General features: G+C 69.2%; 23 protein-coding genes. 14 read left to right on the top strand and 9 right to left on the bottom strand.

Annotated features, from left to right (window positions below; all coding sequences use genetic code 11):
* Nucleotides 1-14 precede the first annotated feature (14 nt).
* From ACSUZJ_RS17355 to ACSUZJ_RS17320, 8 genes are all read left to right on the top strand, one after another.
* A complete protein-coding gene (locus ACSUZJ_RS17355) occupies nt 15-536 on the top strand; it encodes a twin-arginine translocation signal domain-containing protein (RefSeq protein WP_499410199.1) in 522 nt (173 codons plus the stop codon).
* A 10-nt stretch (nt 537-546) separates the two neighbouring features.
* Nucleotides 547-2190 carry a GMC family oxidoreductase N-terminal domain-containing protein gene (locus tag ACSUZJ_RS17350; RefSeq protein WP_499410197.1) on the top strand — a complete coding sequence of 548 codons (1644 nt, stop codon included), beginning with the start codon at nt 547-549 and terminating at the stop codon, nt 2188-2190.
* Between the two features lie 4 nt (nt 2191-2194).
* Nucleotides 2195-3160 (top strand): esterase/lipase family protein, encoded by a 966-nt coding sequence (locus ACSUZJ_RS17345; protein ID WP_499410195.1) that lies wholly within the window; start codon nt 2195-2197, stop codon nt 3158-3160.
* A gap of 32 nt (nt 3161-3192) precedes the next feature.
* The gene (locus tag ACSUZJ_RS17340; protein ID WP_499410193.1) at nt 3193-3894 is read left to right on the top strand and encodes a response regulator; all 702 of its coding nucleotides are present in this window, start codon (nt 3193-3195) and stop codon (nt 3892-3894) included.
* A 53-nt stretch (nt 3895-3947) separates the two neighbouring features.
* Nucleotides 3948-4460 carry a phasin family protein gene (locus tag ACSUZJ_RS17335; RefSeq protein WP_499410191.1) on the top strand — a complete coding sequence of 171 codons (513 nt, stop codon included), beginning with the start codon at nt 3948-3950 and terminating at the stop codon, nt 4458-4460.
* 76 nt (nt 4461-4536) lie between these two features.
* A complete protein-coding gene (locus ACSUZJ_RS17330; protein ID WP_499410189.1) occupies nt 4537-5226 on the top strand; it encodes a TetR/AcrR family transcriptional regulator in 690 nt (229 codons plus the stop codon).
* Nucleotides 5227-5338: 112 nt separating this feature from the next.
* Nucleotides 5339-5893, top strand: coding sequence for an LOG family protein (locus ACSUZJ_RS17325; RefSeq protein WP_499410187.1), 555 nt, complete (start codon nt 5339-5341; stop codon nt 5891-5893).
* Nucleotides 5894-6172: 279 nt separating this feature from the next.
* Nucleotides 6173-7216: an IS110 family RNA-guided transposase gene (locus tag ACSUZJ_RS17320; RefSeq protein WP_499408564.1), complete on the top strand. Its 1044-nt coding sequence runs from the start codon at nt 6173-6175 to the stop codon at nt 7214-7216.
* Nucleotides 7217-7494: 278 nt separating this feature from the next.
* On the opposite strand, the gene ACSUZJ_RS17315 is transcribed toward ACSUZJ_RS17320, so the two are convergent.
* Genes ACSUZJ_RS17315 through ACSUZJ_RS17305 form a run of 3 tightly spaced genes read right to left on the bottom strand, consistent with a single transcriptional unit; the run spans nt 7495 to nt 12093 of the window.
* The gene (locus ACSUZJ_RS17315; RefSeq protein ID WP_499410185.1) at nt 7495-10251 is read right to left on the bottom strand and encodes a bifunctional diguanylate cyclase/phosphodiesterase; all 2757 of its coding nucleotides are present in this window, start codon (nt 10249-10251) and stop codon (nt 7495-7497) included.
* Nucleotides 10252-10259: 8 nt separating this feature from the next.
* Nucleotides 10260-10691 carry a phosphate ABC transporter substrate-binding protein gene (locus ACSUZJ_RS17310; RefSeq protein ID WP_499410183.1) on the bottom strand — a complete coding sequence of 144 codons (432 nt, stop codon included), beginning with the start codon at nt 10689-10691 and terminating at the stop codon, nt 10260-10262.
* 7 nt (nt 10692-10698) lie between these two features.
* Complete coding sequence (locus tag ACSUZJ_RS17305) at nt 10699-12093, bottom strand: hypothetical protein (protein WP_499410181.1); 1395 nt, start codon at nt 12091-12093, stop codon at nt 10699-10701.
* Between the two features lie 255 nt (nt 12094-12348).
* Between ACSUZJ_RS17305 and ACSUZJ_RS17300 the strand changes: the two genes are divergently transcribed.
* The 4 genes from ACSUZJ_RS17300 to ACSUZJ_RS17285 all read left to right on the top strand — a co-directional run bounded on the left by ACSUZJ_RS17300 (nt 12349) and on the right by ACSUZJ_RS17285 (nt 18405).
* Nucleotides 12349-12696, top strand: a complete 348-nt coding sequence (locus tag ACSUZJ_RS17300) for a hypothetical protein (RefSeq protein ID WP_499410179.1) — start codon at nt 12349-12351, stop codon at nt 12694-12696.
* A gap of 85 nt (nt 12697-12781) precedes the next feature.
* Nucleotides 12782-14041, top strand: a complete 1260-nt coding sequence (locus ACSUZJ_RS17295; RefSeq protein ID WP_499410177.1) for a TolC family protein — start codon at nt 12782-12784, stop codon at nt 14039-14041.
* A 7-nt stretch (nt 14042-14048) separates the two neighbouring features.
* Nucleotides 14049-15263: an efflux RND transporter periplasmic adaptor subunit gene (locus ACSUZJ_RS17290; protein ID WP_499410175.1), complete on the top strand. Its 1215-nt coding sequence runs from the start codon at nt 14049-14051 to the stop codon at nt 15261-15263.
* A 10-nt stretch (nt 15264-15273) separates the two neighbouring features.
* Nucleotides 15274-18405 (top strand): efflux RND transporter permease subunit, encoded by a 3132-nt coding sequence (locus ACSUZJ_RS17285; protein ID WP_499410173.1) that lies wholly within the window; start codon nt 15274-15276, stop codon nt 18403-18405.
* 6 nt (nt 18406-18411) lie between these two features.
* Here the strand turns inward: ACSUZJ_RS17285 and dmeF are convergent, their stop codons facing one another.
* From dmeF to ACSUZJ_RS17270, 3 genes are read right to left on the bottom strand one after another with little or no spacing between them, the layout of a single operon-like run.
* Nucleotides 18412-19407 carry a CDF family Co(II)/Ni(II) efflux transporter DmeF gene (gene dmeF, locus ACSUZJ_RS17280; protein WP_499410171.1) on the bottom strand — a complete coding sequence of 332 codons (996 nt, stop codon included), beginning with the start codon at nt 19405-19407 and terminating at the stop codon, nt 18412-18414.
* 22 nt (nt 19408-19429) lie between these two features.
* Nucleotides 19430-19606 carry a DUF1289 domain-containing protein gene (locus ACSUZJ_RS17275; RefSeq protein ID WP_499410169.1) on the bottom strand — a complete coding sequence of 59 codons (177 nt, stop codon included), beginning with the start codon at nt 19604-19606 and terminating at the stop codon, nt 19430-19432.
* A gap of 5 nt (nt 19607-19611) precedes the next feature.
* A complete protein-coding gene (locus ACSUZJ_RS17270) occupies nt 19612-19887 on the bottom strand; it encodes a metal/formaldehyde-sensitive transcriptional repressor (RefSeq protein ID WP_499410167.1) in 276 nt (91 codons plus the stop codon).
* A gap of 151 nt (nt 19888-20038) precedes the next feature.
* Here ACSUZJ_RS17270 and ACSUZJ_RS17265 point away from each other — a divergent pair, with 151 nt between their 5' ends.
* Nucleotides 20039-20773 carry a DUF4386 domain-containing protein gene (locus ACSUZJ_RS17265; protein WP_499410165.1) on the top strand — a complete coding sequence of 245 codons (735 nt, stop codon included), beginning with the start codon at nt 20039-20041 and terminating at the stop codon, nt 20771-20773.
* Nucleotides 20774-20794: 21 nt separating this feature from the next.
* Here ACSUZJ_RS17265 and ACSUZJ_RS17260 read toward each other — a convergent pair whose 3' ends face one another.
* Nucleotides 20795-21313: a YgjP-like metallopeptidase domain-containing protein gene (locus tag ACSUZJ_RS17260; RefSeq protein WP_499410163.1), complete on the bottom strand. Its 519-nt coding sequence runs from the start codon at nt 21311-21313 to the stop codon at nt 20795-20797.
* Between the two features lie 155 nt (nt 21314-21468).
* Between ACSUZJ_RS17260 and ACSUZJ_RS17255 the strand changes: the two genes are divergently transcribed.
* On the top strand, nt 21469-21801 hold the full coding sequence (locus tag ACSUZJ_RS17255) for a four-helix bundle copper-binding protein (RefSeq protein WP_499410161.1): 333 nt from the start codon (nt 21469-21471) through the stop codon (nt 21799-21801).
* A gap of 181 nt (nt 21802-21982) precedes the next feature.
* On the opposite strand, the gene ACSUZJ_RS17250 is transcribed toward ACSUZJ_RS17255, so the two are convergent.
* Entirely contained in the window at nt 21983-22339 is a 357-nt protein-coding gene (locus tag ACSUZJ_RS17250) for a KGG domain-containing protein (protein ID WP_499410159.1), read from the bottom strand.
* Between the two features lie 123 nt (nt 22340-22462).
* Complete coding sequence (locus ACSUZJ_RS17245) at nt 22463-23011, bottom strand: hemerythrin domain-containing protein (protein ID WP_499410157.1); 549 nt, start codon at nt 23009-23011, stop codon at nt 22463-22465.
* Nucleotides 23012-23021 lie beyond the last annotated feature (10 nt).

Below are 23021 nucleotides of genomic sequence, written 5' to 3'. Positions count from 1 at the left end.
ACAAGGATCCACCGATGGAGACAAGCCGCAGAACCTTCCTGAAGGCAGGCGCATTGGCCGCGCTCGTCCTGGCCGCCGGCGGCGGCATCTGGCGCGCCACCCATGCACCGGCACCCCAGCGTTTCGTGCTCGACGGCGAGGCGCGTGCGGCGCTGGGCGCCATCGTGCCCGCGATCCTGGCCGGCGCCTTGCCGCTCGATGCCGCCGAGCGCCGGAATGCCGTCGCCGCCACCATCGAGGGCGTGCATGCCGCCATCGGCAAGCTGCCGCTGGCCGTGCAGAAGGAGGTGCAGGACCTGTTCGGCCTGCTCGCGCTGGCGCCGGCGCGGCGCCTGCTCACCGGCATCCCGGACGGCTGGGCCACGGCCCGCGAGAGCGAGGTCGCGGCCTTCCTGCAGGACTGGCGCACCCACCGCTTCGCCCTGCTGCGCACCGCCTACGGCGCGCTGCACGACCTGGCGCTGGGCGCCTGGTATGCCCAGCCAGCCAGCTGGAACGCGATCGGCTACCCCGGCCCGATCAAAGAACTGTCCTGAGGAAGCGGCCATGATCGAACAAGCCATCCAACCCGCCGCCGGCATCATTCCCGACCCGGTCCGGGAAGGCATTGCGCGCGGCTGGAAGATTCTCGACGCATCAAGGCTGGAAGCCGACCGCACCCTGGAGGCCGACGTGGTCATCGTCGGCAGCGGCGCCGGTGGCGGCGTCACGGCCGAGATCCTGGCGCTGGCCGGCCTGGAGGTCCTGATCGTGGAAGAGGGCGCGCTGCGCTCCTCGCAGGACTTCAAGATGCGCGAGGCCGAGGCTTACCCCTCGCTGTACCAGGAGTCGGCCGCGCGCCAGACCCTCGACAAGGGCATCAAGATCCTGCAGGGGCGCACCGTGGGCGGCTCGACGACGGTCAACTGGACTTCGAGCTTTCGCACCCCCACGCCCACGCTCGACTACTGGCGCTCGCATTTCGCCCTGGCCGACTACGAGATCGAAGCCATGGCGCACTGGTTTGCTGTCATGGAAGCGCGCCTGAACGTGAGCGACTGGCAGGCGGCGCCGAACGAGAACAACGCGCTGCTCAAGCGCGGCGCCGACAAGCTCGGCATTTCCTCCGGCCTCATCCGCCGCAACGTCCGGGGCTGCTGGAACCTTGGCTACTGCGGCATGGGCTGCCCGACCAACGCCAAGCAGTCGATGCTGGTCACGACCATTCCCTCGTCGCTCGACCATGGCGCCCAGCTCGTCACGCGCGCCCGCGCCGAGCGCTTCGTGTTCCGGGGCGAGCGCGCCGACGAGCTGCTCTGCATCGGCCTGCAGCCCGACGGCATCGCGCCGAACGGCCGCACCCTGCGCCTGCGCGCGAAGCATTTCGTGGTGGCCGGCGGCGCCATCAACTCGCCGGCCCTCCTGATGCGCTCGAACGCGCCCGACCCCAGGAAGCTGCTCGGCAAGCGCACCTTCCTGCATCCGACCCTGATCTCGGCCGGCATCTTCCCGCAGCGCGTGGACGCGTATGCCGGCGCGCCGCAGACGGTGTACTCCGACCATTTCCTGCACACCGCGCCGATCGACGGCCCGATGGGCTACAAGCTCGAGGCCCCGCCGCTGCATCCGGTGCTGCTGGCGACGACGATGAACGGCTTCGGCCAGGACCATGCCGCGATGATGCGCCAGTTCCCCCACATCCAGGGCATGCTGGCCCTGCTGCGCGACGGCTTCCACGAGGACTCGCCGGGCGGCGCCGTGCAGCTCAAGGACGGCGCCGGCGTACTCGATTATCCGCTCAACGACTTCCTGTGGGACGGCGCGCGCCGCGCGCTGCTCACGATGGCCGAGATCCAGTTCGCCGCCGGCGCCGGCAGCGTGCGCCCGGCGCACGAAAGCGCGCGCGCCTACACCAGCTGGGGCGAGGCGAAGCGCGAGATCGCGGCGCTGCCGCAGCAACTGCACATGACGCGCGTCGCCTCGGCCCACGTGATGGGCGGCTGCGCCATGTCCGGCGACGAGCGCCTCGGCGTCACCACGCCCGAGGGGCGCTACCGCGGCATCGCCAACCTGTCGGTGCACGACGGCTCGCTGTTCCCGACCTCGATCGGCGCCAATCCCCAGCTCTCGATCTACGGCATCGCGGCGCGCCTGGCGAGCGGCCTGGCGCAGAAACTGACCGGCAGGCCGGCGCCGCGCCTGGCGGGGTAAGCGGATGAACGCCAGGCGCATGACCCGGCTGGTGCTGCTGGCGCAGGCGCTGGCGGCGCTGGCGATCGGCCTGGCGGGCTGGCGCTGGGGCGGCGTGGCGCCCTGGCTGGCCGCCATCCTGGGGCCGGGCTGCGTGGTGCTGGTGCGCCTCCTGATCAACATGAACAACTTCGTGCTCAGCGCCTGCTTCGCCAGCCCGACGCCGCCGGCGTATCGCCTGGGCCCCGGCGCCTTTGCGCGCATGCTCGCCGCCGAGTTCCGGGCCAGCATGCTGGCCACCTCCTGGCTCATGCCGCGCGCCACGTCCTGCCTGCGCGTCTATCCGGATGCGTCCGCCGTGCCGGTGCTGCTGGTGCACGGCTATGGCTGCAACGGCGGCTACTGGGCCGGTCTCGGCCGGCGCCTCGAGCGCGCGCGCATCAGCCACGCCACGGTCGACCTGGTGCCGCTGGCCGGCGACATCGACGGCTACGTGCCGCTGGTCGAGCGCGCGGTCGAGGAACTGCGCGCCGCGACCGGCGCCGACCGGGTGGCGATCGTGGCCCACAGCATGGGCGGGCTGGTGGCGCGCGCCTGGATGCGCAGGCACGGCGCCAGGCGGCTGGCGCGCCTGGTCACGCTCGGCACGCCGCACTTCGGCACGGGCCTCGCGCGTTTCGGGCTGGGCGTGAACGCCCGCCAGATGGGGCGCCGGGGCGAGGCCGCCAGCAGCTGGCTGCAGGCGCTGGCCGACAGCGAGGACGGCGCGCGGCGCGCGCTGGTCACCTCGATCTTCTCGCACCACGACAACATCGTCTCGCCCCAGACTTCCAGCGAGCTGCCGGGCGCGCGCAACATCGCTTTCGGCGGCGTCGGCCACGTGGCCCTGGGCCACGATGCGCGCGTGCTGCAGGCCGTCATGGACGAACTGGCGGCGCTCGGCGCCGCCAACCCGCGGCAGGCACCCAGCCAGGCAGCCCCGCCGGCGTGATAAAGTCCGTCTTCACGACTTCCGGAGCCAACGTGGCGGCACGCATCCATATCATCGACGACGATCCTGCTTCCTTCGCCGCCATGGCGCGCCTGTTGCGCGAGCGCGGCCATGTCGTCAACACCGGCGTCCACGATCCGCTGCCGCCCGACCTGGTGCTGTGCTGCGCGCGCCACGAGCGCGCCATGGAGCTGGCAGGACGCAGGCGCGGCGCGCTGGTGGCCCTGGTAGGGGCGGGCGACGTTCGCGAGCGCGACGCCCTGCTGGCCGCCGGTTTCGACGGCTACATCGCGCTGCCCTTCGAGGCCGGCAGTTTCGCCGACGAGGTCGAGGCCTTCCTGCCTGCGGCGGCGCCGGCCCTGCTGGTGGTCGACGACGACGCATTCATGCTCGAGGTCCTGGCCGACATGGTGGAGCAGGAGGGCTGGCGCGTGCTGACCGCGTCCTCGGGCGAACAGGCGCTGGCCCGGCTGGCGCGCGAGCCGGTGGGCGTCGTGGTGAGCGACCATTTCATGCCGGGCATGACCGGCGCCGCGCTGCTGGCGCAGGTGCAGCGCCTGTACCCGGCGAGCGTGCGCATCCTGCTCTCCGGCGAGGTGGAAGAGGAAGAGATCCGGGCAGCGCTGCGCAGCGGCGCCGCCGACCGCTTCTTCGCCAAGCCCTGGATGGGCGAGGCCCTGGTGGCGGCGCTGCGCGAGGCCGCGGCCCTGCAACAAAGGCGCGCGAGCGTTTAGAATCTGCATTCTAGCGTGCGCTCCTACAATGGGCGACAGCGAATGAGGATGCAATGAACAAGAAGATCAAGGACCTGGAGCAGGAAGAGGAAGAACTGGCGCGCGCGGTGCGCAACTCGGCGCAGCAGATCTGGCAGGCAGGCCTGGGCGCCTTCGCCAAGGCCCAGCAGGAGGGCGGGCGCGCATTCACCCGTCTGGTGCGCGACGGCACCGAGCTGCAGAAGCGCGCCCGCAAGGTGGAAGATGCGACCGACACGGTGGCGCGCAAGGCCGAGCGCTCGAGCCGGCGCGCGTCGGGCACCTGGGGCAAGCTGGAACAGGTGTTCGAGGAACGCGTCGCGCGCGCCCTGGCCGTCATCGACGTGCCGGCGCGCAGCGAGATGGAGGCGCTGAACCACCGGATCGACGAGCTCGAACGCATGTTGGCCGAGCTGAGCGTGGCCGCGCCGGAGGCGCCGGCGCCGAAGCAGGCCGCCGCGAGGAAGGCCGCCGCGAAGAAGCCGGCCGCGAAGAAGCCGGCGGCAAGGAAGTCCCGGGCGCGGGCGGCGGGCGGCGATGGCGAATGAAGCCGGGCCGCCGGCAGTGTCGCCGGGGTGGCGTTCGATGTTATGCTTGCGGGTGACACCATAAATGCCGCCTTCCATGCTACAGAAAGCTCCACGCCGCACCCGTGAACGCATCCTCGAGCTCTCGCTCAGGCTGTTCAACGAGTTCGGCGAGCCGAACATCACGACGACCGTCATTGCCGAGGAGATGAACATCTCGCCCGGCAACCTGTACTACCATTTCCGCAACAAGGACGACATCGTCAATTCGATCTTCGTGCAGTTCGAAGCCGAGATCGAGCGCATCCTCACCGTCCCGGCGGGGCGGCGCTCGAACATGGAAGACGTGTGGCTCTACCTGCACCTGATGTTCGAGCTGATCTGGCGCTACCGCTTCTTCTACCGCGACCTGAACGACCTGCTCTCGCGCAACCGCAAGCTCGAGCTGCACTTCAAGGCCATCCTGGCGCACAAGATCAAGGTCGCGCGCCAGCTCTGCGAAGACCTGCGCAGCGAGGGCTCGCTCGACGCCGGCGACCAGCAGATCAGCGCGATGGCGACCAACATGGTGGTCGTGGCGACCTACTGGCTGTCCTACGAGTACGTGCGCAATCCGCGCAAGTACAGCGAGCAGCAGGCCATCGCCGACGCGCTCGCGCGCGGCTGCTACCAGGTGCTGTCGATGCTCGGTCCCTACCTGCGCGGCGACACCCGGCTGCTGTTCGAGAAGCTCTCCGAGGAGTACCTCAAGAAGCTTCCGGAAGAAGGCCGCGACCCCAGCGCCTGAACAAACCCAGGAGGGCGGCGTCGCGCCGTCCCGCCGTACCAACGTACTGTCTTCGACAGCGCGCCTTGCCCCGCGGGGTTTGCTCGAGCGCTGTCACACGATCGGAATGCACATGAAATCAATCGCTGTCTACTGCGGCGCCTCGAACGGCGCCAAGCCCGTCTACGCCGACGCGGCGCGCCAACTGGCGCGCGCCCTGGTCGAACACAACATCGCGCTGGTCTACGGCGGTGGCAAGGTCGGCCTGATGGGCGTGATCGCCGACGAGGTGCTGCGCCTGGGCGGCGAAGCCACCGGGGTGATCCCGCGCGCCCTGGTCGAGCGCGAAGTCGGCCACGCCGGCCTGACGCGCCTGTTCGTGGTCAAGGACATGCACGAGCGCAAAGCCATGATGGCCGACCTGGCCGAGGGCTTCATCGCCATGCCCGGCGGCTTCGGCACGCTGGAAGAACTGTTCGAGATGGTCACCTGGGCCCAGCTGGGCATCCATGCCAAGCCGATCGGCCTGCTCAATACCGAGGGTTTCTACGACGGCCTGGTGGCCTTTGCGCGCCACCAGGAACAGGAAGGCTTCGTGCGTACGGCGCACGTGGGGATGATGAACGTCGATGCCGATGCCGGGGCGCTGGTGAAGCGCCTGCGCGCGCTGGCAGGACCCGCGGCCTGAACGTAGGGTGGGCACGCCGTGCCCACGCGTTACGGGCGCATCCCTCGGACACGTGCGGTGATATATCGCCCGTGCTGTCTCACCCTGCCATGATCGATGTACGGCTGACGGACGCCGTGCGAGCGGCATATCCCGGTACGTGGTCAGCCGTCGAGGCACGTAAGGCGTGGGCACAGGGTGCCCACCCTAATGTGATGGACTCCACCCTCCTGATATCGGCATCATTGTGCCAAGCGTGCCAGATTGGGCTGGCACGCTAAAACAAGAGGGGGAGTCACCATGAATGCTAGCGCAAAAGTAGTTGGTTTGGATATTGCGAAGGACGTGTTCTTCGCGGTCGGGCTCGATGGAAACGGCAAACGGGTGTTCAAGAGTAAGCTTTCTCGAGACCAGGTGCTTGCGCAGTTCGCGCAGATGGCTCCGGCGATGATTGGTATCGAAGCGTGCGCGGGTTCGCATTACTGGGCACGCAAGCTCGTCGAAATGGGACACGACGCCAAACTGATTGCGGCCCAACACGTCAGGGCATATGTCACCGGTAACAAGAACGACATGAACGACGCTGCTGCAATTGCCGAGGCGCGCTCGCGTGGGGCAACCAAGTATGTGCCGATCAATACGGCTGCACAGCAAGATTTGCAGATGCTGCACCGCGCTCGCAGCGCCCTGATGACGGAACGGGTGGCGATGATCAACAGGATCAGGGCGTTTGCCGGGGAATATGGCCGGGTGTTTCCCAAGCGCGTGGAAAGATTCCGCGACGGACTGAAAGCATGGCTGAACGATCTGGACAATGGTTTGTCTGGTATGGCCCTGGAGACGTTCCGGGAGCTCAAGGCCCAGCTGGACGACAAGGACGAGAGGATTCAGGCGTACGACCGACGTTTGAACCAGGCAGCCAAGTCGGAACTGGCGAAGAAACTGATGGAGGTGCCGGGTGTGGGGCCGTTGACGGCAACGGCAGTGCAGGCAACCATCGCCGATCCGCGCCACTACAAGAGCGCGCGGGACTTTGCAGCGAATTTAGGCCTCGTGCCACGCGAGCATAGCAGTGGAGGCAAGCAGCGCCTGTATGGCATTACCTGCAGGGGCGACAGCTATCTGCGCACCCTGCTCATACACGGAGCGCGCAGTGCACTGAGAACAGCAAGCGGCAAGCCCGACAAGCTGCTGCAGTGGGCAACAAGGCTGGCAGAACGGCGCAGTTTCAACGTTGCCGCGACTGCGCTGGCCAACAAGATGGCCAGGGTGATCTGGGCGTTGATGGCGCATGGACGCCCGTACGTTCCGGCCTGGTCGAAAGACACGCCCAGGCCGGCCTGAAAAGACTGTCGATTAACTCAGCAACAGCAAGGAGCAACCGCCAAGTTTGCGACGAGAAGAAAGAATGATGCCAACAGGTTGGACCGGCGTCGGGTGAATCCGTAAACTGTAGTGGCCATCAAGGCCGTCACCCTATGAGGATCCTGACGCGCGTATCACATCAGGGCCAGAGCACTGGAAACGCTCAACATACAGGCCGAATAGATACAAGCAAACTCTTCCTAACGGCAAAAATTCAATCTTCTTCTTGCAAATCGGGTGGAGTCCATAGATACGGTTCAGTCCGCCAGCGCGGCAGCCGGCGCCTGCTCTTCGGGCGCCGTCGCCAGGCTCGCGCAGCGCCCCGGCCGCGCCACGTGCAGCTCGACCAGCCTGGCGATCTCTTCGGCCGCCACCGGCTTGCTGAACAGGTAGCCCTGCATCTCGTCGCATTCGTTCTCGCGCAGGAAGAGACACTGCTGCTCGGTCTCGACGCCCTCGGCGATCACCTTCAGGTTCAGCTTGTGGCCGAGCGAGATCACGGCCATCGCGATCGCCTGGTCGTCCGGGTTGTCCGCCAGTTCGCTCACAAAGCTCTTGTCGATCTTCAGGCGGCTGATCGGGAAGCTCTTCAGGGCCGACAGGCTGGAGTAGCCGGTGCCGAAGTCGTCGATCGACAGCGACACGCCCATCGCCTTCAGTTCGCGCATGGTCCCGACCGACTTCTGCAGGTCGCGCATGATGAGGCTCTCGGTCACTTCCAGTTCCAGCAGCGCCGGCGGCAGGCTTGAATCGACCAGGGCGGCGGCGACCCGGTCGACCAGGCGCGCTTCCTCGAACTGGCGCGCCGAGACGTTCACCGAGACCGTGATCGGCCCCAGGCCGGCTTCGCGCCAGGCCTGGGCCTGGCGGCAGGCGGTGCGCACCACCCAGTCGCCGATCGGCACGATCAGGCCGCTCTCCTCGGCCAGGCCGATGAAGCGCTGCGGCGGCACCACGCCGTGTTCCGGATGGCGCCAGCGGATCAGTGCCTCGACGCCGAAGATGCGTCCGCTCTTCAGGTCCACCTTCGGCTGGTACAGCAGGTAGAAGCTGTTCCCGCCGCCGCCTTCCACGGTCGCCTGGACCGCCTGGCGCAGGCCGTCGAGCAGCACCAGCTTTTCCTCGACGCTGGCATTCATCTCGCGGGCGTAGAACTGGAAGTTGTTGCTGCCCAGGTCCTTGGCGCGGTACATCGCGGCGTCCGCATTCATGAGCAGGGTGCTGGCGTCACGCCCGTCGCGCGGGTACATCACCACGCCCATGCTGCAGCTGACCTGCACCGCCTGGCCGGCCACCTGCACCGGTTCGGTGACGGCGACGCGGATCTTCTCCAGCAGCGGCGCCAGCGCCAGCGGTTCGGTTCCCTGGTTGGGCAGCAGGATGACGAATTCGTCGCCGCCGAAGCGCGCCAGGGTGTCGTTGCGGCGCAGGCAGGCGCCCATGCGCTTGCTGACCACTTTCAGGAGCTCGTCGCCGGCCTTGTGGCCGAGGCCGTCGTTGACCAGCTTGAAGCCGTCGAGGTCGACGAAGGCGAGCGCCACGCCGGCGTCGTTGCGCGCGGCATTGCGGATCGCCTGCTCGATGCGGTCGTGCATCAGGTTGCGGTTGGGCAGGCCGGTGAGCTCGTCGTGGTGGGCCATGTGGAAAATGCGCTCCTCGGCCAGCTTGCGCTCGGTAATGTCGCGCACGATCGCGACCACGCCGTCCTCGACGGCCACGACCTGGCGGTGCAGCCAGCGGCCCTGGGCGCTCGGCGCGTGTGCCTGCCATTCGCCCTCGCGCGGCTGGCCGGTGCTCGCCACCAGCGCCAGGTCGTCGAAGATGCCGTTGGTGCGGAAGTGGGGCAACAGCTCGCACAGCCGGGTGCCGCGCAAGGCCTCCTGGCCGAGGCCGAAGATGGTTTCGGCGGCCGAGTTGGCGGCCTCGATCTCGAAGTCGGCGACTGCGCCGCGACCGTCGCGCACCGCGCGCAGCACGCAAAAGGCGTCGAGGCTGCCTTCGGAGGCTGCGGCATAGGTCTCCTGGGCGCGGCGCGCGCGGCGGCGGGCCCTGGCCAGTTGCCAGGACCACACCGAGATCACCCCGACCACGACCAGCAGCAGGGCGCTGGCGGCGCCGGCGGCCAGCAGCCAGGTGCGGCGTCCCTGCTCGAAGGGCGCGAACTGTTCGTCGCGCGCGAGGCCGACCACCACCGCCAGCGGGAAGCCGTGCAGGCGGCGCACGCTGGTGTAGCGGGCCAGGCCGTCGGGCGCGCCGCGGCGCAGCGCCACCGTTTCCTGCGCCGCATGGCCCAGCTCGATGCGCTGGCCCCAGCTGACCTGGTCGCCGATGCGCAGCGCGCGCATCAGGCCGTCGGTGCCGGCCAGGCCCAGCATCCCATGCTCGCCGTCGCGCCCGTGCTCGTAGGCGCTGGTGAAATAGTTCGGGTCGACTTCGACGATGGCGATGCCGGCGAAGCGGCCGGCGGCGTCGTTGATGCGGCGCGTGAAGTGCAGGTGCGGCTCGGCATTGATGGCGTCGCCGATGGTCGCGCCGACGAAGGGCTGGCCCTCGTCGTTGTCGCGGTGGTAGAGGAAGTAGGCGGCGTTCGAGACGTCGAGCGCGCCTTCGTCGGGATTCCTGGCGACGATGCGCCCATCGCGGTCGGCGATGGCGACCACGAACACCACGGAAGGGGGCAGCAGGCCCTGCTGGGTCAGCGCGGGCAGGGCGCCTTGCGCGCCCTTCAGTTCGACCGCGTACTTGAGCACTTTCAGGGTCTGGTCGATGCCGTTCAGGCTGCGCGCCATCTGCGCCTCGTAGGTGTCGAGCCGTTCGCGCGTGGCCGCCTCGGCGGCGGTACCCGCGGCCTTGCGTTCCGATTCGATGAACTGCAGCGTCAGCGGCCACATGGCCGCCAGCAGCAACAGCGCGAACAGGGGCAGGGCGACGTAGGTTTCGAGTCCGCGGCCGAGCCATCTCGCCAGGTTGTTGCGGCGCGCCGGGCGGCGGACCCCGGGCTTGGGTGTGCTCATATGTTCTCTCAAGGTACCAGCAGGACCCGGCGCACGCTGGAGTCGAGCGCATCGCGCTCGATGTAGCCGATCAGGCCGGTATCCTCGGCAACGGCGCGGCGCACCGCGGCGCTGCCCGGCAGCTCGCGCGGCGGCTGGCCGCGGCCGGTGAAGACCATCTTCGACCAGTACGCCTTGAGCAGGGCCGGGGTCTTGCCGGCGACGCGCTGGTAGAAGGCGTTGCGCTCATCGGAACCGAGCGGCTGGTCGACGGCAGTCGCCAGCGCCCCGCTCGGGAAGCGCGCGCTCTGGCCGAGGAAGATCGCCGCCACCTGGTCGGGGCGCAGCGTGTCGACGGTGCTGCGCGCCGACACGATCACCACCAGCTCGGCGGCCTGGCCGGCGGCGCAGGCAAGCAGCAGCGCGGCGGCGGCGAGCAGCCTGGAAGTTGGATTGCGCATGTCTGCCTCAGAACACGAAGTCGAGGGCCGCACTGCTCACGTGCGCCGTCCGGCCGGAACGGAAGCCCGGCCCGAGGTTCATCATCGTGCCGCGCGAGCCGGCGCGCGGGGTCACGCGGTCGTACTGCAGCTTGAGGGCGAGGTTCGCGGCCAGGTCCCAGCGCAGGCCGGCGCTGAGGGTCGACTGCGAAGGGATCGCACGCAACATGGTGTCCACACTGGCATTCAGGAAGGCGCCGGCCTGGGCGTAGGGCGGCGGCAGGCCATCGAGTTGCAGCACATGTGGGCCGTCGGGCTTCCTGCCCCAGGTGCGGGCATAGGCGAGATAGGGCGTGAACGCGCCGCGGCGGCAACCGGCGCTGGCGTATGCCGAGTTGGCGGCGCCGAGGTAGGCATCGACACGGTAGTGGCTGGCTTCACCCAGGAAGAACCATTGCCCCGGGTCGTAGTTCAGGCCGATGCTGGCGGCGGTGGCGCGCTTGCGCTCCATGGCCAGTCCGTCGGCGATCGCCCGGCCCTGGTCGCCGAAGGCGCGCAGGCCGTCGAACAGCTGCGGGAACAGCGTGATCGTCAGGCGCGCGGTGAGGATGGATGCGCGCAGGCTCAGGTCGCCGCGTTCGATGGTCTGCGACAGGCCGGCGATGCCGCTGCCGCGCAGGCGCGCGCCGCCGTAGAGTGCCATGTCGGTGCGGCCGGCGAAGGCCTGGGTCGTGCTGCGGACGGTTTCGCCGTTCCAGCGCCAGCTGAGGTCGGCGCCGTCGCTGCTCGACAGCGGAATCGCGCCGTAGATCTCGACCGGGGTGCGCACCCAGGGGTAGGCATAGCCCACCTTGCGGTAGTCGGCCGCGACGAACATCGGCAGGGCGATGCGGCCGACACGCAGCGCCAGCTCGGGCGTGGCCTGGTACTTCAGGTTGGCCCATTCCACGCGCGGACGGTAGCTGTAGTCGAGGTGCTGCTCGCTCACCACCTGCAGCACGGCCGACCAGCGCGGGCCGACCCGCAGGTCGACCTGGGCGCCGAGCTTGCTGTCGACCTGCGGGCTCCACTCGTGCGAGCGGCCGGTCCCGCTGGCCTTCATTGCCGACGAGCTGTAGTCGGCATTGCGCTCGCTCGACCGGGCGGCGCCGAGCGTGCCGAAGCCGGACAGCTTCCAGGTGGGGGTGGTGTCGTTGGCGGCCTGGGCGGCGCCGGACAGGGGCAGGGCAAGGGCAAGGGCCAGCAGGCCGGCGCGCGCGGCGCCGGGCACTACCTTGCCAGGGAAATGGAACGGGTACATGGTTTCTATATCGTCTTGATCCTTCGCGGCCACGCCGGCGGCGAAAGGAAGCGGGCGGTCGCCGCGGCTGGTGCTGGCGGACCGGTCACGTGCATCGCGCACGAAGGGGACTTTAGCGAACACGTCATTGAAAGTCGATAAATTTACGCACGGAAATACTGAAGGTGGCCGTGATCGTTGTGCGTTGGCAACGAGTGTTAGTGGTCTCGCATCACTGTGTCCTGCGCGCTGCCCAGTGTTCATACTCAGGCGGCGGACGGGGCGGCGGACGGCCGGCAGGAAGGGAGTCGCCAGTTGGCGCATTAGCAAGTATGATGGCGGTTCCAGGCCTCACTCGACGGCCGCCTTGCCGATACCGATCACGAACCGATGCGCCGCTTGGTACTCATCATTCTGCTGCTGGTCTATCCATTCCAGGTTGCCCTGGCCATGGCCGACCGCTGCTGCGTGACGACGCCGGCCGGCCTCACCCATCACGTCGCCGCGGACGGGCAGGGCGCCGCCGCGCCCGAGCCGGTGTTCGTGGCCGACGACGGCTTTTCCATGCTGGCCGATCCGCACTGCGCCGCCTGCACCCTCGGCCACAGTATCGGCCTCCCTTCCGGTGTGTCCGCCTTTCCTGGCGCGGCGCATCAGTCCGGCGCGGCCGCCGCCGCGCTGCCCTTCCTGGCGCCGCCTCCGGTAGCGCGTCCCGAACGTCCCAAGTGGCCTGCCGCCGCTGAGTAGCGCGCAGGACCGCATCATGAACCGCGGGCCCTTGCCGGCCCGCGTCCGCCTGCGCGCCTGATCGACATTCTTATCAGGAGCAAGCATGAACACGACTACCCGCAGACTGGGCGCCGTGGCGCTCGCGTCGGCATTGGGGTTCGGCTGCGCTGCAACCGCTGCCGCGCCGGCAACGCCCACGGACGCCGCCCCGCCCATCGACCTGCCCGCCGCGATCCGCCTCGCGCTCGGGCAGCCGCGCCTGCGCGCGGCGCAGCATGAAGTGGCGGCCAGCCTTGCAGGCATCGAGCAGGCCGGCCGTTATCCGAATCCGACCCTGGAATACCTGCGCGAAGGCGAACAGGCGGGGACCCGCACCACCACCATCCAGCTCAACCAGCCCATCGAACTGGGCGGCAAGCGCCAGGCCAGGGTCGCGCTGGCCCAGGGCGAGGCGGCGCTCGCGCGCAGCGAGCTGCAGGTGTTGCGCCAGGAACTGCGCGCCGAGGTCGTCGCCGCCTTCCACGGCGTGCTGGTGGCCCAGGAAAGACAGGCGCTGGCTGCGCTCCTGGCCGAGCTGGCCGGCAGGAGCGTCGACGTCGCCGCGCGCCAGGTCGCGGCCGGCAAGGTCTCGCCGGTGGACGCCACCCGCGCGCGCCTGGCCGCGTCCGAAGCCAGGGCCGAACTGAACACGGCGGCGGCGGAACTGGCGCTGGCCAGGACGCGGCTCGGCGCCCTGGTCGGCAGGCCGGGCGAATCGCTCAGGCTGGCCGCCGGGCAGGATACGGCCCTCCCGAGCCTGGCGCCCCTGCCGCTGTTGCGGGCAAGGCTGGCGGATGCGGCTCCGCTGCACCGTGCGCGCAGCGCCGTGGCGGCGCACAGCGCCCAGGCCGAGGTCGAGCGCGCGGCGCGCGTCCCCGACCTCACGCTGACGGTCGGCAGCCAGCGCGCCGACGAGGTGGGGCGGCGCCAGGCCGTGCTCGGCCTGTCGGTGCCGCTGCCGCTGTTCGACCGCAACAGCGGCAGGCTGGGGGCGGCGCTGCGGCGCGCCGACAAGGCGCGCGAGGAGCTCGCCGCCGCCGGAGCAGCGCTGGCTGCGGACCTGGAAGCCGCCGCCACCCGATTCGAAGCGGCAAAGGCCGAGGCCACGCTGCTGCGCGACGAGGTGATTCCGGACGCCAGGTCGAACCACGCGCTGACCCTGAAGGGTTTCGAGCACGGCAAGTTCGCCATCCTCGACGTGCTCGAGGCCCAGCGCACCCTGGCCCAGGCCCAGGCACGCCAGTGGAACGCGCTCGCGCGCGCCTGGCAGGCCCATGCCGACATCGAGCGCATGACCAGCGGCGCCGCCGCGCAACAGGATTGAGAGAACCATGAACAGGAAACAGACCATCACGATCGCGCTGATGTGCGCGGTCGCCGCCATCCTCGCCGCGCTGATGCTGTGGCGCCAGCCGGCCCCACCGCCGGACGGAGAGCACGCCGCCCACCAGGATTCGCACGGCCACGACGACCGTCATGCCGGGCAGCAGGATCCGGGCGAGGCCGGGACCGAGGAGGAAGGCGGTATCGCGATGAGCGAGGCCCAGGTCCGCGGCAACGGCATCGCCATCGACCAGGCCGGGCCCGCGCGCATCCGGGAACACCTGCACCTGCCGGCCCAGGTCCGGGTGAATGCCGAGCGCAGCGTGGCCCTGGCTTCGCCCGCCCAGGCCATCGTGCAATCGGTGCCGGTGTCGGTCGGCAGCAGCGTGAAGAAGGGCCAGCCCCTGGTCGTGCTCCAGAGCCCGGCGGTGGCCGGCTGGCGCGCCGACGAGGCCAGCGCGCGCGCACGGCTGGCGCTGGCCCGCACCACGCATGCGCGCGAGCGCAGCCTGTGGGAGCAGAGAATCTCGGCGCGCCAGGACCTGGACGCCGCCCAGGCCGCCCTGCAGGAGGCGCAGATCGCCGCCGCCGCGGCGCGCCAGCGCCTCGCGGCGTTCGGCCTGAAGCCGGGCGAGGACGTGTCCAGCCTGGTCACGCTGCGCGCGCCTTTCGACGGCGTGGTGATCGACAAGCCGGCCGTTGCCGGCCAGTCGGTCGGCGAGACCGCGGCCCTGCTGACGCTGGCCGACCTGTCCCAGGTATGGATCGAGGCAGCGGTGCCGGGCGACAGCCTGGCCCAGGTGGCGCCGGGCATGCCGGCCCAGGTCGTCGTCGCGGCCCAGCCCGGGCAATTCGCGGGCACGGTCTCCTTTGTCGGCCCGGTGCTGGGCGAAGCCACGCGCATGGCCACGGCCAGGGTGGCGCTGCCCAATCCTGGACTGCGCCTGCGCCCCGGCATGCTGGCCACGGTCGACCTCATGGGCCAGGAGGCGAACGTGCCGGTGGCGGTGGCCAGCGAGGCCATCCAGCTCGTCCACGAGCGCAGCGTGGTGTTCGTGCGCACGGCAGGCGGCTTCCGGGCGCAGCAGGTGACGCCCGGGCGTTCCGACGGCAAGCGCACCGAGATCCTCGAGGGCCTGGACGCCGGGACCGCGTATGCGGCCAGCGGCGGCTTCCTGCTGAAGGCGGAGCTCGGCAAGGGCGAAGCCGAACATGGCCACTGAGGGAGCGGCCATGTTCGACAGACTCATGGCCTTCGTCATCGCCCGCCGCGCGCTGGTGATCTTCGCCGTCCTCTGCCTGGGTGGCCTGGGTGTCTACAGCTACGGACGCCTGCCGATCGACGCCGTGCCCGACATCACCAACGTCCAGGTGCAGATCAACACGGCCGCGCCGGGCTATTCGCCGCTCGAGGTCGAGCAGCGCATCACCTTCCCGATCGAGACCGCGATGAGCGGCCTGCCCGGCCTGGAGCAGACCCGGTCGCTCTCGAAGTACGGCCTGTCGCAGGTAACCGTGGTGTTCAGGGACGGCACCGACATCTGGTTCGCGCGCCAGCTCGTGAACGAGCGCCTGCAGGCCGCGAAGGCGGCCCTGCCCGGGGGGCTGGAGCCGTCCATGGGACCGACCGCCACCGGCCTGGGCGAGATCTTCTACTGGACCGTCGAAGCCCGGGAGGGCGCCCGCAAATCCGACGGCAGCCCCTACACGCCGATGGACCTGCGCGAGATCCAGGACTGGATCGTCGCGCCCCAGCTGCGCGGCGTTCCCGGCGTCACCGAGGTGAACACCATCGGCGGCTACCTGAAGGAATACCTGGTGGCGCCCGACATGGACCGGCTGGCGGCGCACGGCCTGTCGCTGGCGACCCTGGTCGCCGCGATCGACCGCAACAACGCCAGCGCCGGCGCCGGCTACATCGAGCGCGGCGGCGAGCAGTTCGTGGTGCGCACGCCCGGCCAGGTGAAGTCGCTGGAAGAGATCCGCAACATCGTGCTCGACGTGGTCGAAGGTGCGCCGGTGCGGGTGCGCGACGTGGCCGAGGTCGCGCTCGGACGCGAGCTGCGCACCGGGGCGGCCACCGAGAACGGGCGCGAAGTGGTGCTGGGTGCGGTCTTCATGCTGATCGGCGAGAACAGCCGGGCCGTCGCCGAGGCCGCGCGCAGCAGGCTGGAGCAGGTGAACCGTTCCCTGCCGACCGGCGTCCAGGCGCTGCCGGTCTACGACCGCTCGGTGCTGGTCAACAAGGCGATTGCCACCGTGCGCACCAACCTGGTCGAAGGCGCGCTGCTGGTCGTGGCCATCCTCTTCCTTTTCCTGGGCAACCTGCGCGCGGCCCTGATCACGGCCCTGGTGATTCCGCTGACGATGCTGATGGTCTTCACCGGCATGGTCGAGGCCGGGGTCAGCGCCAACCTGATGAGCCTGGGCGCGCTCGACTTCGGCATCATCGTCGACGGCGCCGTCGTCATCGTCGAGAACTGCATCCGGCGCCTGGGCCAAGCCCAGGCCGCGGCCGGCCGGCCGCTCACGCGCGAGGAGCGCTTCGCCCAGGTAGCGCTGGCCGCCGCCGAGGCGCGCCGCCCGTTGCTGTTCGGCCAGTTGATCATCATGACGGTCTACCTGCCGATCTTCGCCCTGTCGGGCATCGAGGGCCGCATGTTCCATCCGATGGCCATCACGGTGGTGCTGGCCCTGGGCGCGGCGATGATCCTGTCGGTCACCTTCGTCCCGGCGGCGGTGGCGCTGTTCGTCACCCGCGCCGTGCCCGAGCACGAGAACCGCATCATGGACAGGGCGCGCGGCGTCTACCAGCGCCTGCTCGACTGGGTGCTGCGCAACCGCCCGGTGGCGCTGAGTTTCGCGCTGCTGAGTGTGCTGTTATCAATCCTGCTCGCCACCCGCCTGGGCACCGAGTTCGCCCCCAACCTGGACGAGGGCGACCTGGCCGTATTGACCATGCGCGTCCCGGGCACCAGCCTGACGCAGTCGGTGGCGATGCAGCAGCAGCTCGAAACCGCGCTCCTGAAGCAGTTCCCCGAGATCGAACGCATGTTTGCCCGCGTCGGCACGTCGGAGGTGGCGACCGACCCGATGCCGCCGAATGCGGCCGACAGCTACATCATGCTGCGTCCCCGGAAGGAGTGGCCGGCGCCGCGCAGGACGCATGCCGAGCTGGTGGAAGCGATCACGGGAGCCGCGAACCGCATCCCGGGCAACAGCTACGAGTTCTCGCAGCCGATCCAGCTGCGCTTCAACGAGCTGATCTCGGGCGTGCGCAGCGACGTCGCGGTCAAGGTCTTCGGTGACGACACCGGGGCGATGACGGACGCCGCCCGGCAGGTGGCGCGGGTGCTCGCCAGGGTGGCCGGAGCGGCCGAGGTGAAGGTCGAGCAGACCGAAGGACTGCCTGCCCTGACCCTGAACGTGGACCGGATCAAGGCCGCGCGCTACGGCCTGAACGTGGCCGACGTCCAGGAAGCCTTCGGCACCCTGGTCGGCGGGCGCGACGTCGGCATGGTGTTCGAGGGTGACCGCCGCTTCGCCATCACGGTGCGCCTGCCGGAAGGCGTGCGCAAGGACGTCGACAGCCTGCGCCGGCTGCCGATTGCGCTGCCGGGGCGGGACGGCCGCGCGGCCAGCATCCCGCTGTCCGAGATCGCCACCCTGTCCTTCGTGCCGGAAGCGAACCAGATCAGCCGCGAGAACGGCAAGCGGCGCGTGGTGGTGACGGCTAACGTGCGCGGGCGCGACCTCGGTTCCTTCGTGGCCGAGCTCGAGGGCGAACTGGCGGAGGTGAAGCTGCCGCCGGGCACCTGGCTGAGCCTGGGCGGGCAGTTCGAGAATCTGCAGGCTGCAGCTAAGCGCCTGGCGCTGGTGATCCCGGCGGCGCTGGCCCTGGTGTTCGCGCTGCTCTACCTGATGTTCAACAGCCTCAAGGACGGGCTGCTGGTCTTCAGCGGCATCCCGTTCGCGATGACGGGCGGCGTGCTGGCCCTGTGGCTGCGCGGCCTGCCGCTGTCGATCTCGGCGGCGGTCGGCTTCATCGCGCTCTCGGGCGTGGCCGTGCTCAACGGGCTGGTGATGATGTCTTTCGTGCGCGCGCTGCGCGAGCAGGGGCAGGGGCCGGAACAGGCCATGCGCGCAGGCGCCGAGGAGCGCCTGCGGGCGGTGCTGATGACGGCGCTGGTGGCCTCGCTCGGTTTCCTGCCGATGGCGCTGGCGACCAGTACCGGAGCCGAGGTGCAAAGGCCGCTGGCGACCGTGGTCATCGGCGGCATCCTGTCGTCGACGGCGCTGACGCTCCTGATCCTGCCGGCCTTGTACACCTGGGCGTACGGCGCGGGAAGGCGGCGCGGGCGCTGAGGAAGCTCAGCGGCGGCGGTGGATCTCGATGGTCGAATGCACGATCTCCTCGTGCACCGCGAGCCGCTCGCGGATCCGGTCCGCGCTCAGGGTGTGGTCGCGCGTGACCACGCCCAGCGCGCAGGCATAGGACTGGCGGCCGACGCGCCAGACGTGCAGGTCGACGATGCGGGTGTCGCTGCCATTGTCGCCATCGGCGGCGTCTTCCACGACTTCGCGGATCTCGGCGACGACTGGGGCATCCATTTCGCGGTCGAGCAGGACCTTGCCGGTGTCGACGATGAGGTTCTTGGCCCACACGGCCACCAGCACGGCGCCGACGATGCCCATCAGCGGATCGAGCCAGGCCCAGCCGAAGAACCAGCCGCCGAACAGGGCGGCAATCGCCAGCACCGAGGTGGCGGCGTCGGCGATCACGTGCACGTAGGCCGACTTCAGGTTCAGGTCGTGATGGTGGTGGCCGTGGTCATGGTCGTGATGGCGGCCGTGACCGTGATGATGACCGTGACCGTGACCGTGGTCGTGGCCGTGATGATGGGCGCCGCCCAGGATGACCGCGCAGACCACGTTCACCACCAGGCCGAGCACGGCAACGATGATCGCGTCGCGGTAGTGGATGGGCGAGGGCGCGAAGAAGCGCTCGATCGAACTGGCCGCCATCAGCGCGGCGATGCCCAGCAGGGAGACGGCGCTGGTGTAACCGGCCAGGATCTCGATCTTCCAGGTGCCGAAGGCGAAGCGCGGATCCTTCGCGTACTTGCGCGCGGCCGCGTAGGCGAAGGCGCTCAGGCCGATCGCGAGTGCGTGCGAGCTCATGTGCCAGCCGTCGGCCAGCAGGGCCATGGAATTGAACCACCAGCCGGCGGCGATCTCGACGACCATCATGACCGCCGTGATCCACATCACCAGGCGCGTGCCGCGCTCGGCGGCATGGCTGCCTTCATCGAATACGTGTTCGTGGGTCCAGGCGGAGAGGTCGTCGTGCTGTCGGGTGGTGTTCATATCGTTTCTCGGGTTCAGGCGTCTATTTGCCCGCCAGTTTCCGTTCGCGGCGTGCGCGTTCGTTGATGATCTGGTGGCGCCGGTGGTCGGTCATCTTCTTCCATTCGCGCGCTTCGAGCCGGGTGCGCAGGCAACCGGTGCAGAAGCCGGTACGGCCATCGAAGCTGCACAGCTCGATGCAGGGGGACTTGACTGCCATGGCGCCTACTTCAGGTAGCTGCGCACGACCTCGACCAGCTCGTCGGCGCCCTTGCTGCGCTCGTCGGCGTCGAGTGCAGGCGCGGCCACGTGCTCGCGGATGTGGTCCTCGATGACGCCGGCCATCAGGCCGTTCATGCCGCCGCGGGCGGCCGCCAGCAAGTGCAGGATCTCGGCGCAGTCCTGTTCGGCCTCGAGGGCGCGCTCGACGGCCTCGAGCTGGCCACGGATCCGGCGGACCCGGTTCAGCAACTTGGTTTTTTCGCGTGCGGTATGGCCCATGCATCCTCCTGTGCGCGCATCATAGCATAGGGGGGTAGGGTATTTTGTGTTTAATTGAGGATATGTATGTTGCATTAAGTGCAATGGTCGACATACACTCGACGGGGGGAGAACCCTGTCATCGCAAAGCCATCGCCCAGAAAGGACCGCCATGTCGCATCCACATTCGTTGCCCGGCAAGCTCCCGATCCAGTCCTTCGCCCGCCTGGCCGGCCTGCTCTACCTGGTCGTCATCGTCATCGGCGTGCTGGGAGAGGGGCTGGTCAGGGGAACGCTGGTGGTGTCGCGCGATCCGGACGCGACCGCGCGTAATATCCGCGCGGCCGAATCGCTGTGGCGCCTGGGCGTTGCGGGACAGGACCTGCTGCTGGTCTGCGCCCTCGGGATGACGTTCATCTGGTACGTGCTGCTGCGTCCGGTGAACGGCAGGCTTGCCCTGCTGGCGGTATTCTTTGCGCTGACGTCGCTGGCCGTCGAGAGCGTCAGCGCACTGCACCTGCATGCGGTGCTGACGCCGCTGTCCGATGCCGCTTACCTGAAAGCGGTGGCCCCGCAGTTGCTGCACCTGATGGCCTACCAGTCGGTGGTCGCGCATGCCCAGGCCTTCGGGCTGGCGCTGATCTTCTTCGGGGTCGAGTGCATCATCGTCGGCCACCTGGTGCGCCAGTCGGGCTTCTTCCCCAGGGCGATCGGCACGGCGATGCAGGTCGCGGGCGCCTGCTATCTGGTCAACAGCTTCAGCATGATCCTGTCGCCGTCGCTGCAGGACCTGCTGTTCCCCTTCATCCTGCTGCCGCCCTTCCTCGCCGAGAGCGCTTTCTGCCTCTACCTGCTGGTCAAGGGCGTCGACCTCCCGGCATGGGAGCGGCGTGCTGCCTACGCCTGAGAGAGGCGCTGGCGTGGCGGCTCAGGACTCGGCGGCCCAGAGCCGCTCGCCGGTATGCTCCATGTGCGTCAGGTACAGGCGCAAATCCAGCTCGAACTGGTGGTACTGCGGCTCCATCCAGCAGCACAGCTTGTAGAAGGCCTTGTCGTGCTGCTTTTCCTTGAGGTGGGCCAGCTCGTGCACGGCGATCATGCGCAGAAACTCGAGCGGGGCGTCGCGGAACACGCTGGCGATGCGGATCTCGTGCTTGGCCTTGAGCTTGCTGCCCTGGACGCGCGAAATGGCCGTGTGCAGGCCGAGCGCGTGCTGGACCACGTGGATCTTGCTGTCGTAGGCGACTTTCGAGATCGGTTCGGCGTTGCGCAGGTAGTCATCCTTCAGGTCCTGCACGTAGTCGTAGAGCGCGCGGTCGGTGCGCAGGCCGTGGGCACGCGGGTAGCGCGTGCGCAGCACGGCGCCGAGGCGGTTCTCGGCCAGCAGGTCCGCTGCCTGGCGGCGCAGCTGCTCGGGATAGGCGGTCAGGTACTTGAGCTCTTGCATAGGGGCGGGAATGTACCACAGGCGCACGGCCCTTGCCGGTGGCGCCGGCCGCGCAATGGCCTGTCCATGGCGGGGAGCACGGCTTAGCCGTGCGCCGCCGGGCATGGGCGCGTCCTATCCTGTTGGTCCCGACAGCCACGATGAGGAGGACAGCAATGACACTCGACAACTTCCAAAGCTGCATCGACGCCTGCAACGCCTGCGCCACGGCCTGCGACAACTGCGCCGCGTCCTGCCTGCAGGAGGACGACGTCAAGATGATGGCGCGCTGCATCGCGCTCGATATGGACTGCAGCCAGGCATGCCGGCTGGCCGCCGGCGTCATGGCGCGCGCCAGCGAGCACGCTGCCGCGGTCTGCCGCCTGTGCGCGGACCTCTGCCGCGCCTGCGCCGAGGAGTGCGGGAAGCATCCGATGGACCACTGCCAGCGATGCGCAGCGGCCTGCCGGCGCTGTGCCGAGGAATGCGAGCGGATGGCGACGGCCTGAATGCGGCCTGGTGGCGGGCTTGCGCGGCATCCGGCGCCGCGCAGGTGAAGGAATGAAGGTGGGTGGAGCGGGGAGGCGCCTGTCGCCCCGACGCCGTCCACCTGGCCGGCTCGCCAATCAGGCCCGGCCCATCCGCTGATGGCCCAGGCCGGATTGGCAGCGCAAGCGGCAAGGCCTGCGCCTACTGCTCCTTGCCCCCCTGGCGGTTGCCCGCCGACTTGGCGGCATTGGCCGCACGGTTGGCCGATTGCCGGCTTTCGCCGCCCTTGCGGCCGATGTCGGCCATGTGTGCACGGTTGCGGCTTACCGCCTCACCGCCTTTCTGCCCGGCGCGGCGCGCTTCTTCGGAATCGAATTCGTGCGCCGTGCCTTTCTGGTGGGCGGCCTGGCCGCCCTTGCTGGCGATTTCGCGCTGCTGGTTCTGGTCCATCGCCGCGAAACCGCGCTTGGCAGGACCGCTGCCGCTGCCGCTACCGCTTTTCTGCGCGCTGCCGCCGGAGCTGCCCGCGCTCTTGCCGCTCTCCTTACTCGTCGCCATGTCGCTCTCCTGGTTGCCCTGCACGTGAATGGAATCGAGCGCCGCATTGCCGCGCTCGTGCGGTTAGAGACACAGCCGGATTGTTAGTTCCTTCAGCTTGCTGCATTGCGAAAGCCGTGCGCGTCAATCCGGCACGCGCGGCGGCAGGCGCATGCCTTCGTGCGGCTCCATCGCGTCGATGGTGCCTGCCGGCGTGTCGAGGTCTTCGTCGAGTTCGCGCCGCCTGGCCTCGATCCGGCGCGCCAGCGCCACCAGGTCGATGCCCGAGGCGCGCGCGGCCTCGAAGATCTCGCTCTCCTCGCGCGCCACGTGGTGTTCCACTTCTTCGGCCAGCACGGCGACGGTGGCCTCGAAGTGCTCGTCGCCGGGGTACATCGTCTCGAGCTGGGCGACCAGTTCGCGCACGCCGGCGTGCTCGACCTCGGCTTCGTCCAGCATCTCGTCGTCGCCTGCCGTGCGCAGCAGCGGGTAGAAGAGTTCCTCCTCGACGACCGCATGCAGGGTCAGTTCGTAGCAGATATCGTCGACCAGTTCGGCCATGCGCTCTTCCTCGTCGTCGAGGCCGCGCAGGCGCTCGAATTCGCCGAAGAGCTGGCGGACCTTGTCGTGTTCAAGGCGCAGCAGCGCGAGCGCGTCTGCCGGCCCGTCCTGGCGTTTGCCGGGTGATGCCATGGGAGCCTCC

It is taken from the genome of Telluria sp. B2, from assembly GCF_051789535.1.
Classification (GTDB): domain Bacteria; phylum Pseudomonadota; class Gammaproteobacteria; order Burkholderiales; family Burkholderiaceae_D; genus Telluria.
Note: the sequence above shows the minus strand (reverse complement) of the source record. Positions and strands in the feature narration are given on the sequence as shown.

Bases quoted from the DNA above. Each gene is read 5' to 3' on its own strand.
- ACSUZJ_RS17275 (WP_499410169.1), bottom strand. From the start codon at position 19,606: ATGGCAGTCAAGTCCCCCTGCATCGAGCTGTGCAGCTTCGATGGCCGT.
- ACSUZJ_RS17335 (WP_499410191.1), top strand. From the start codon at position 3,948: ATGAACAAGAAGATCAAGGACCTGGAGCAGGAAGAGGAAGAACTGGCG.
- ACSUZJ_RS17255 (WP_499410161.1), top strand. From the start codon at position 21,469: ATGACACTCGACAACTTCCAAAGCTGCATCGACGCCTGCAACGCCTGC.
- ACSUZJ_RS17260 (WP_499410163.1), bottom strand. From the start codon at position 21,313: ATGCAAGAGCTCAAGTACCTGACCGCCTATCCCGAGCAGCTGCGCCGC.
- ACSUZJ_RS17270 (WP_499410167.1), bottom strand. From the start codon at position 19,887: ATGGGCCATACCGCACGCGAAAAAACCAAGTTGCTGAACCGGGTCCGC.
- ACSUZJ_RS17325 (WP_499410187.1), top strand. From the start codon at position 5,339: ATGAAATCAATCGCTGTCTACTGCGGCGCCTCGAACGGCGCCAAGCCC.
- ACSUZJ_RS17295 (WP_499410177.1), top strand. From the start codon at position 12,782: ATGAACACGACTACCCGCAGACTGGGCGCCGTGGCGCTCGCGTCGGCA.
- ACSUZJ_RS17345 (WP_499410195.1), top strand. From the start codon at position 2,195: ATGAACGCCAGGCGCATGACCCGGCTGGTGCTGCTGGCGCAGGCGCTG.
- ACSUZJ_RS17285 (WP_499410173.1), top strand. From the start codon at position 15,274: ATGTTCGACAGACTCATGGCCTTCGTCATCGCCCGCCGCGCGCTGGTG.
- ACSUZJ_RS17330 (WP_499410189.1), top strand. From the start codon at position 4,537: ATGCTACAGAAAGCTCCACGCCGCACCCGTGAACGCATCCTCGAGCTC.
- ACSUZJ_RS17320 (WP_499408564.1), top strand. From the start codon at position 6,173: ATGAATGCTAGCGCAAAAGTAGTTGGTTTGGATATTGCGAAGGACGTG.
- ACSUZJ_RS17265 (WP_499410165.1), top strand. From the start codon at position 20,039: ATGTCGCATCCACATTCGTTGCCCGGCAAGCTCCCGATCCAGTCCTTC.
- ACSUZJ_RS17310 (WP_499410183.1), bottom strand. From the start codon at position 10,691: ATGCGCAATCCAACTTCCAGGCTGCTCGCCGCCGCCGCGCTGCTGCTT.
- ACSUZJ_RS17290 (WP_499410175.1), top strand. From the start codon at position 14,049: ATGAACAGGAAACAGACCATCACGATCGCGCTGATGTGCGCGGTCGCC.
- ACSUZJ_RS17245 (WP_499410157.1), bottom strand. From the start codon at position 23,011: ATGGCATCACCCGGCAAACGCCAGGACGGGCCGGCAGACGCGCTCGCG.
- ACSUZJ_RS17350 (WP_499410197.1), top strand. From the start codon at position 547: ATGATCGAACAAGCCATCCAACCCGCCGCCGGCATCATTCCCGACCCG.
- ACSUZJ_RS17250 (WP_499410159.1), bottom strand. From the start codon at position 22,339: ATGGCGACGAGTAAGGAGAGCGGCAAGAGCGCGGGCAGCTCCGGCGGC.
- ACSUZJ_RS17315 (WP_499410185.1), bottom strand. From the start codon at position 10,251: ATGAGCACACCCAAGCCCGGGGTCCGCCGCCCGGCGCGCCGCAACAAC.
- ACSUZJ_RS17355 (WP_499410199.1), top strand. From the start codon at position 15: ATGGAGACAAGCCGCAGAACCTTCCTGAAGGCAGGCGCATTGGCCGCG.
- dmeF (WP_499410171.1), bottom strand. From the start codon at position 19,407: ATGAACACCACCCGACAGCACGACGACCTCTCCGCCTGGACCCACGAA.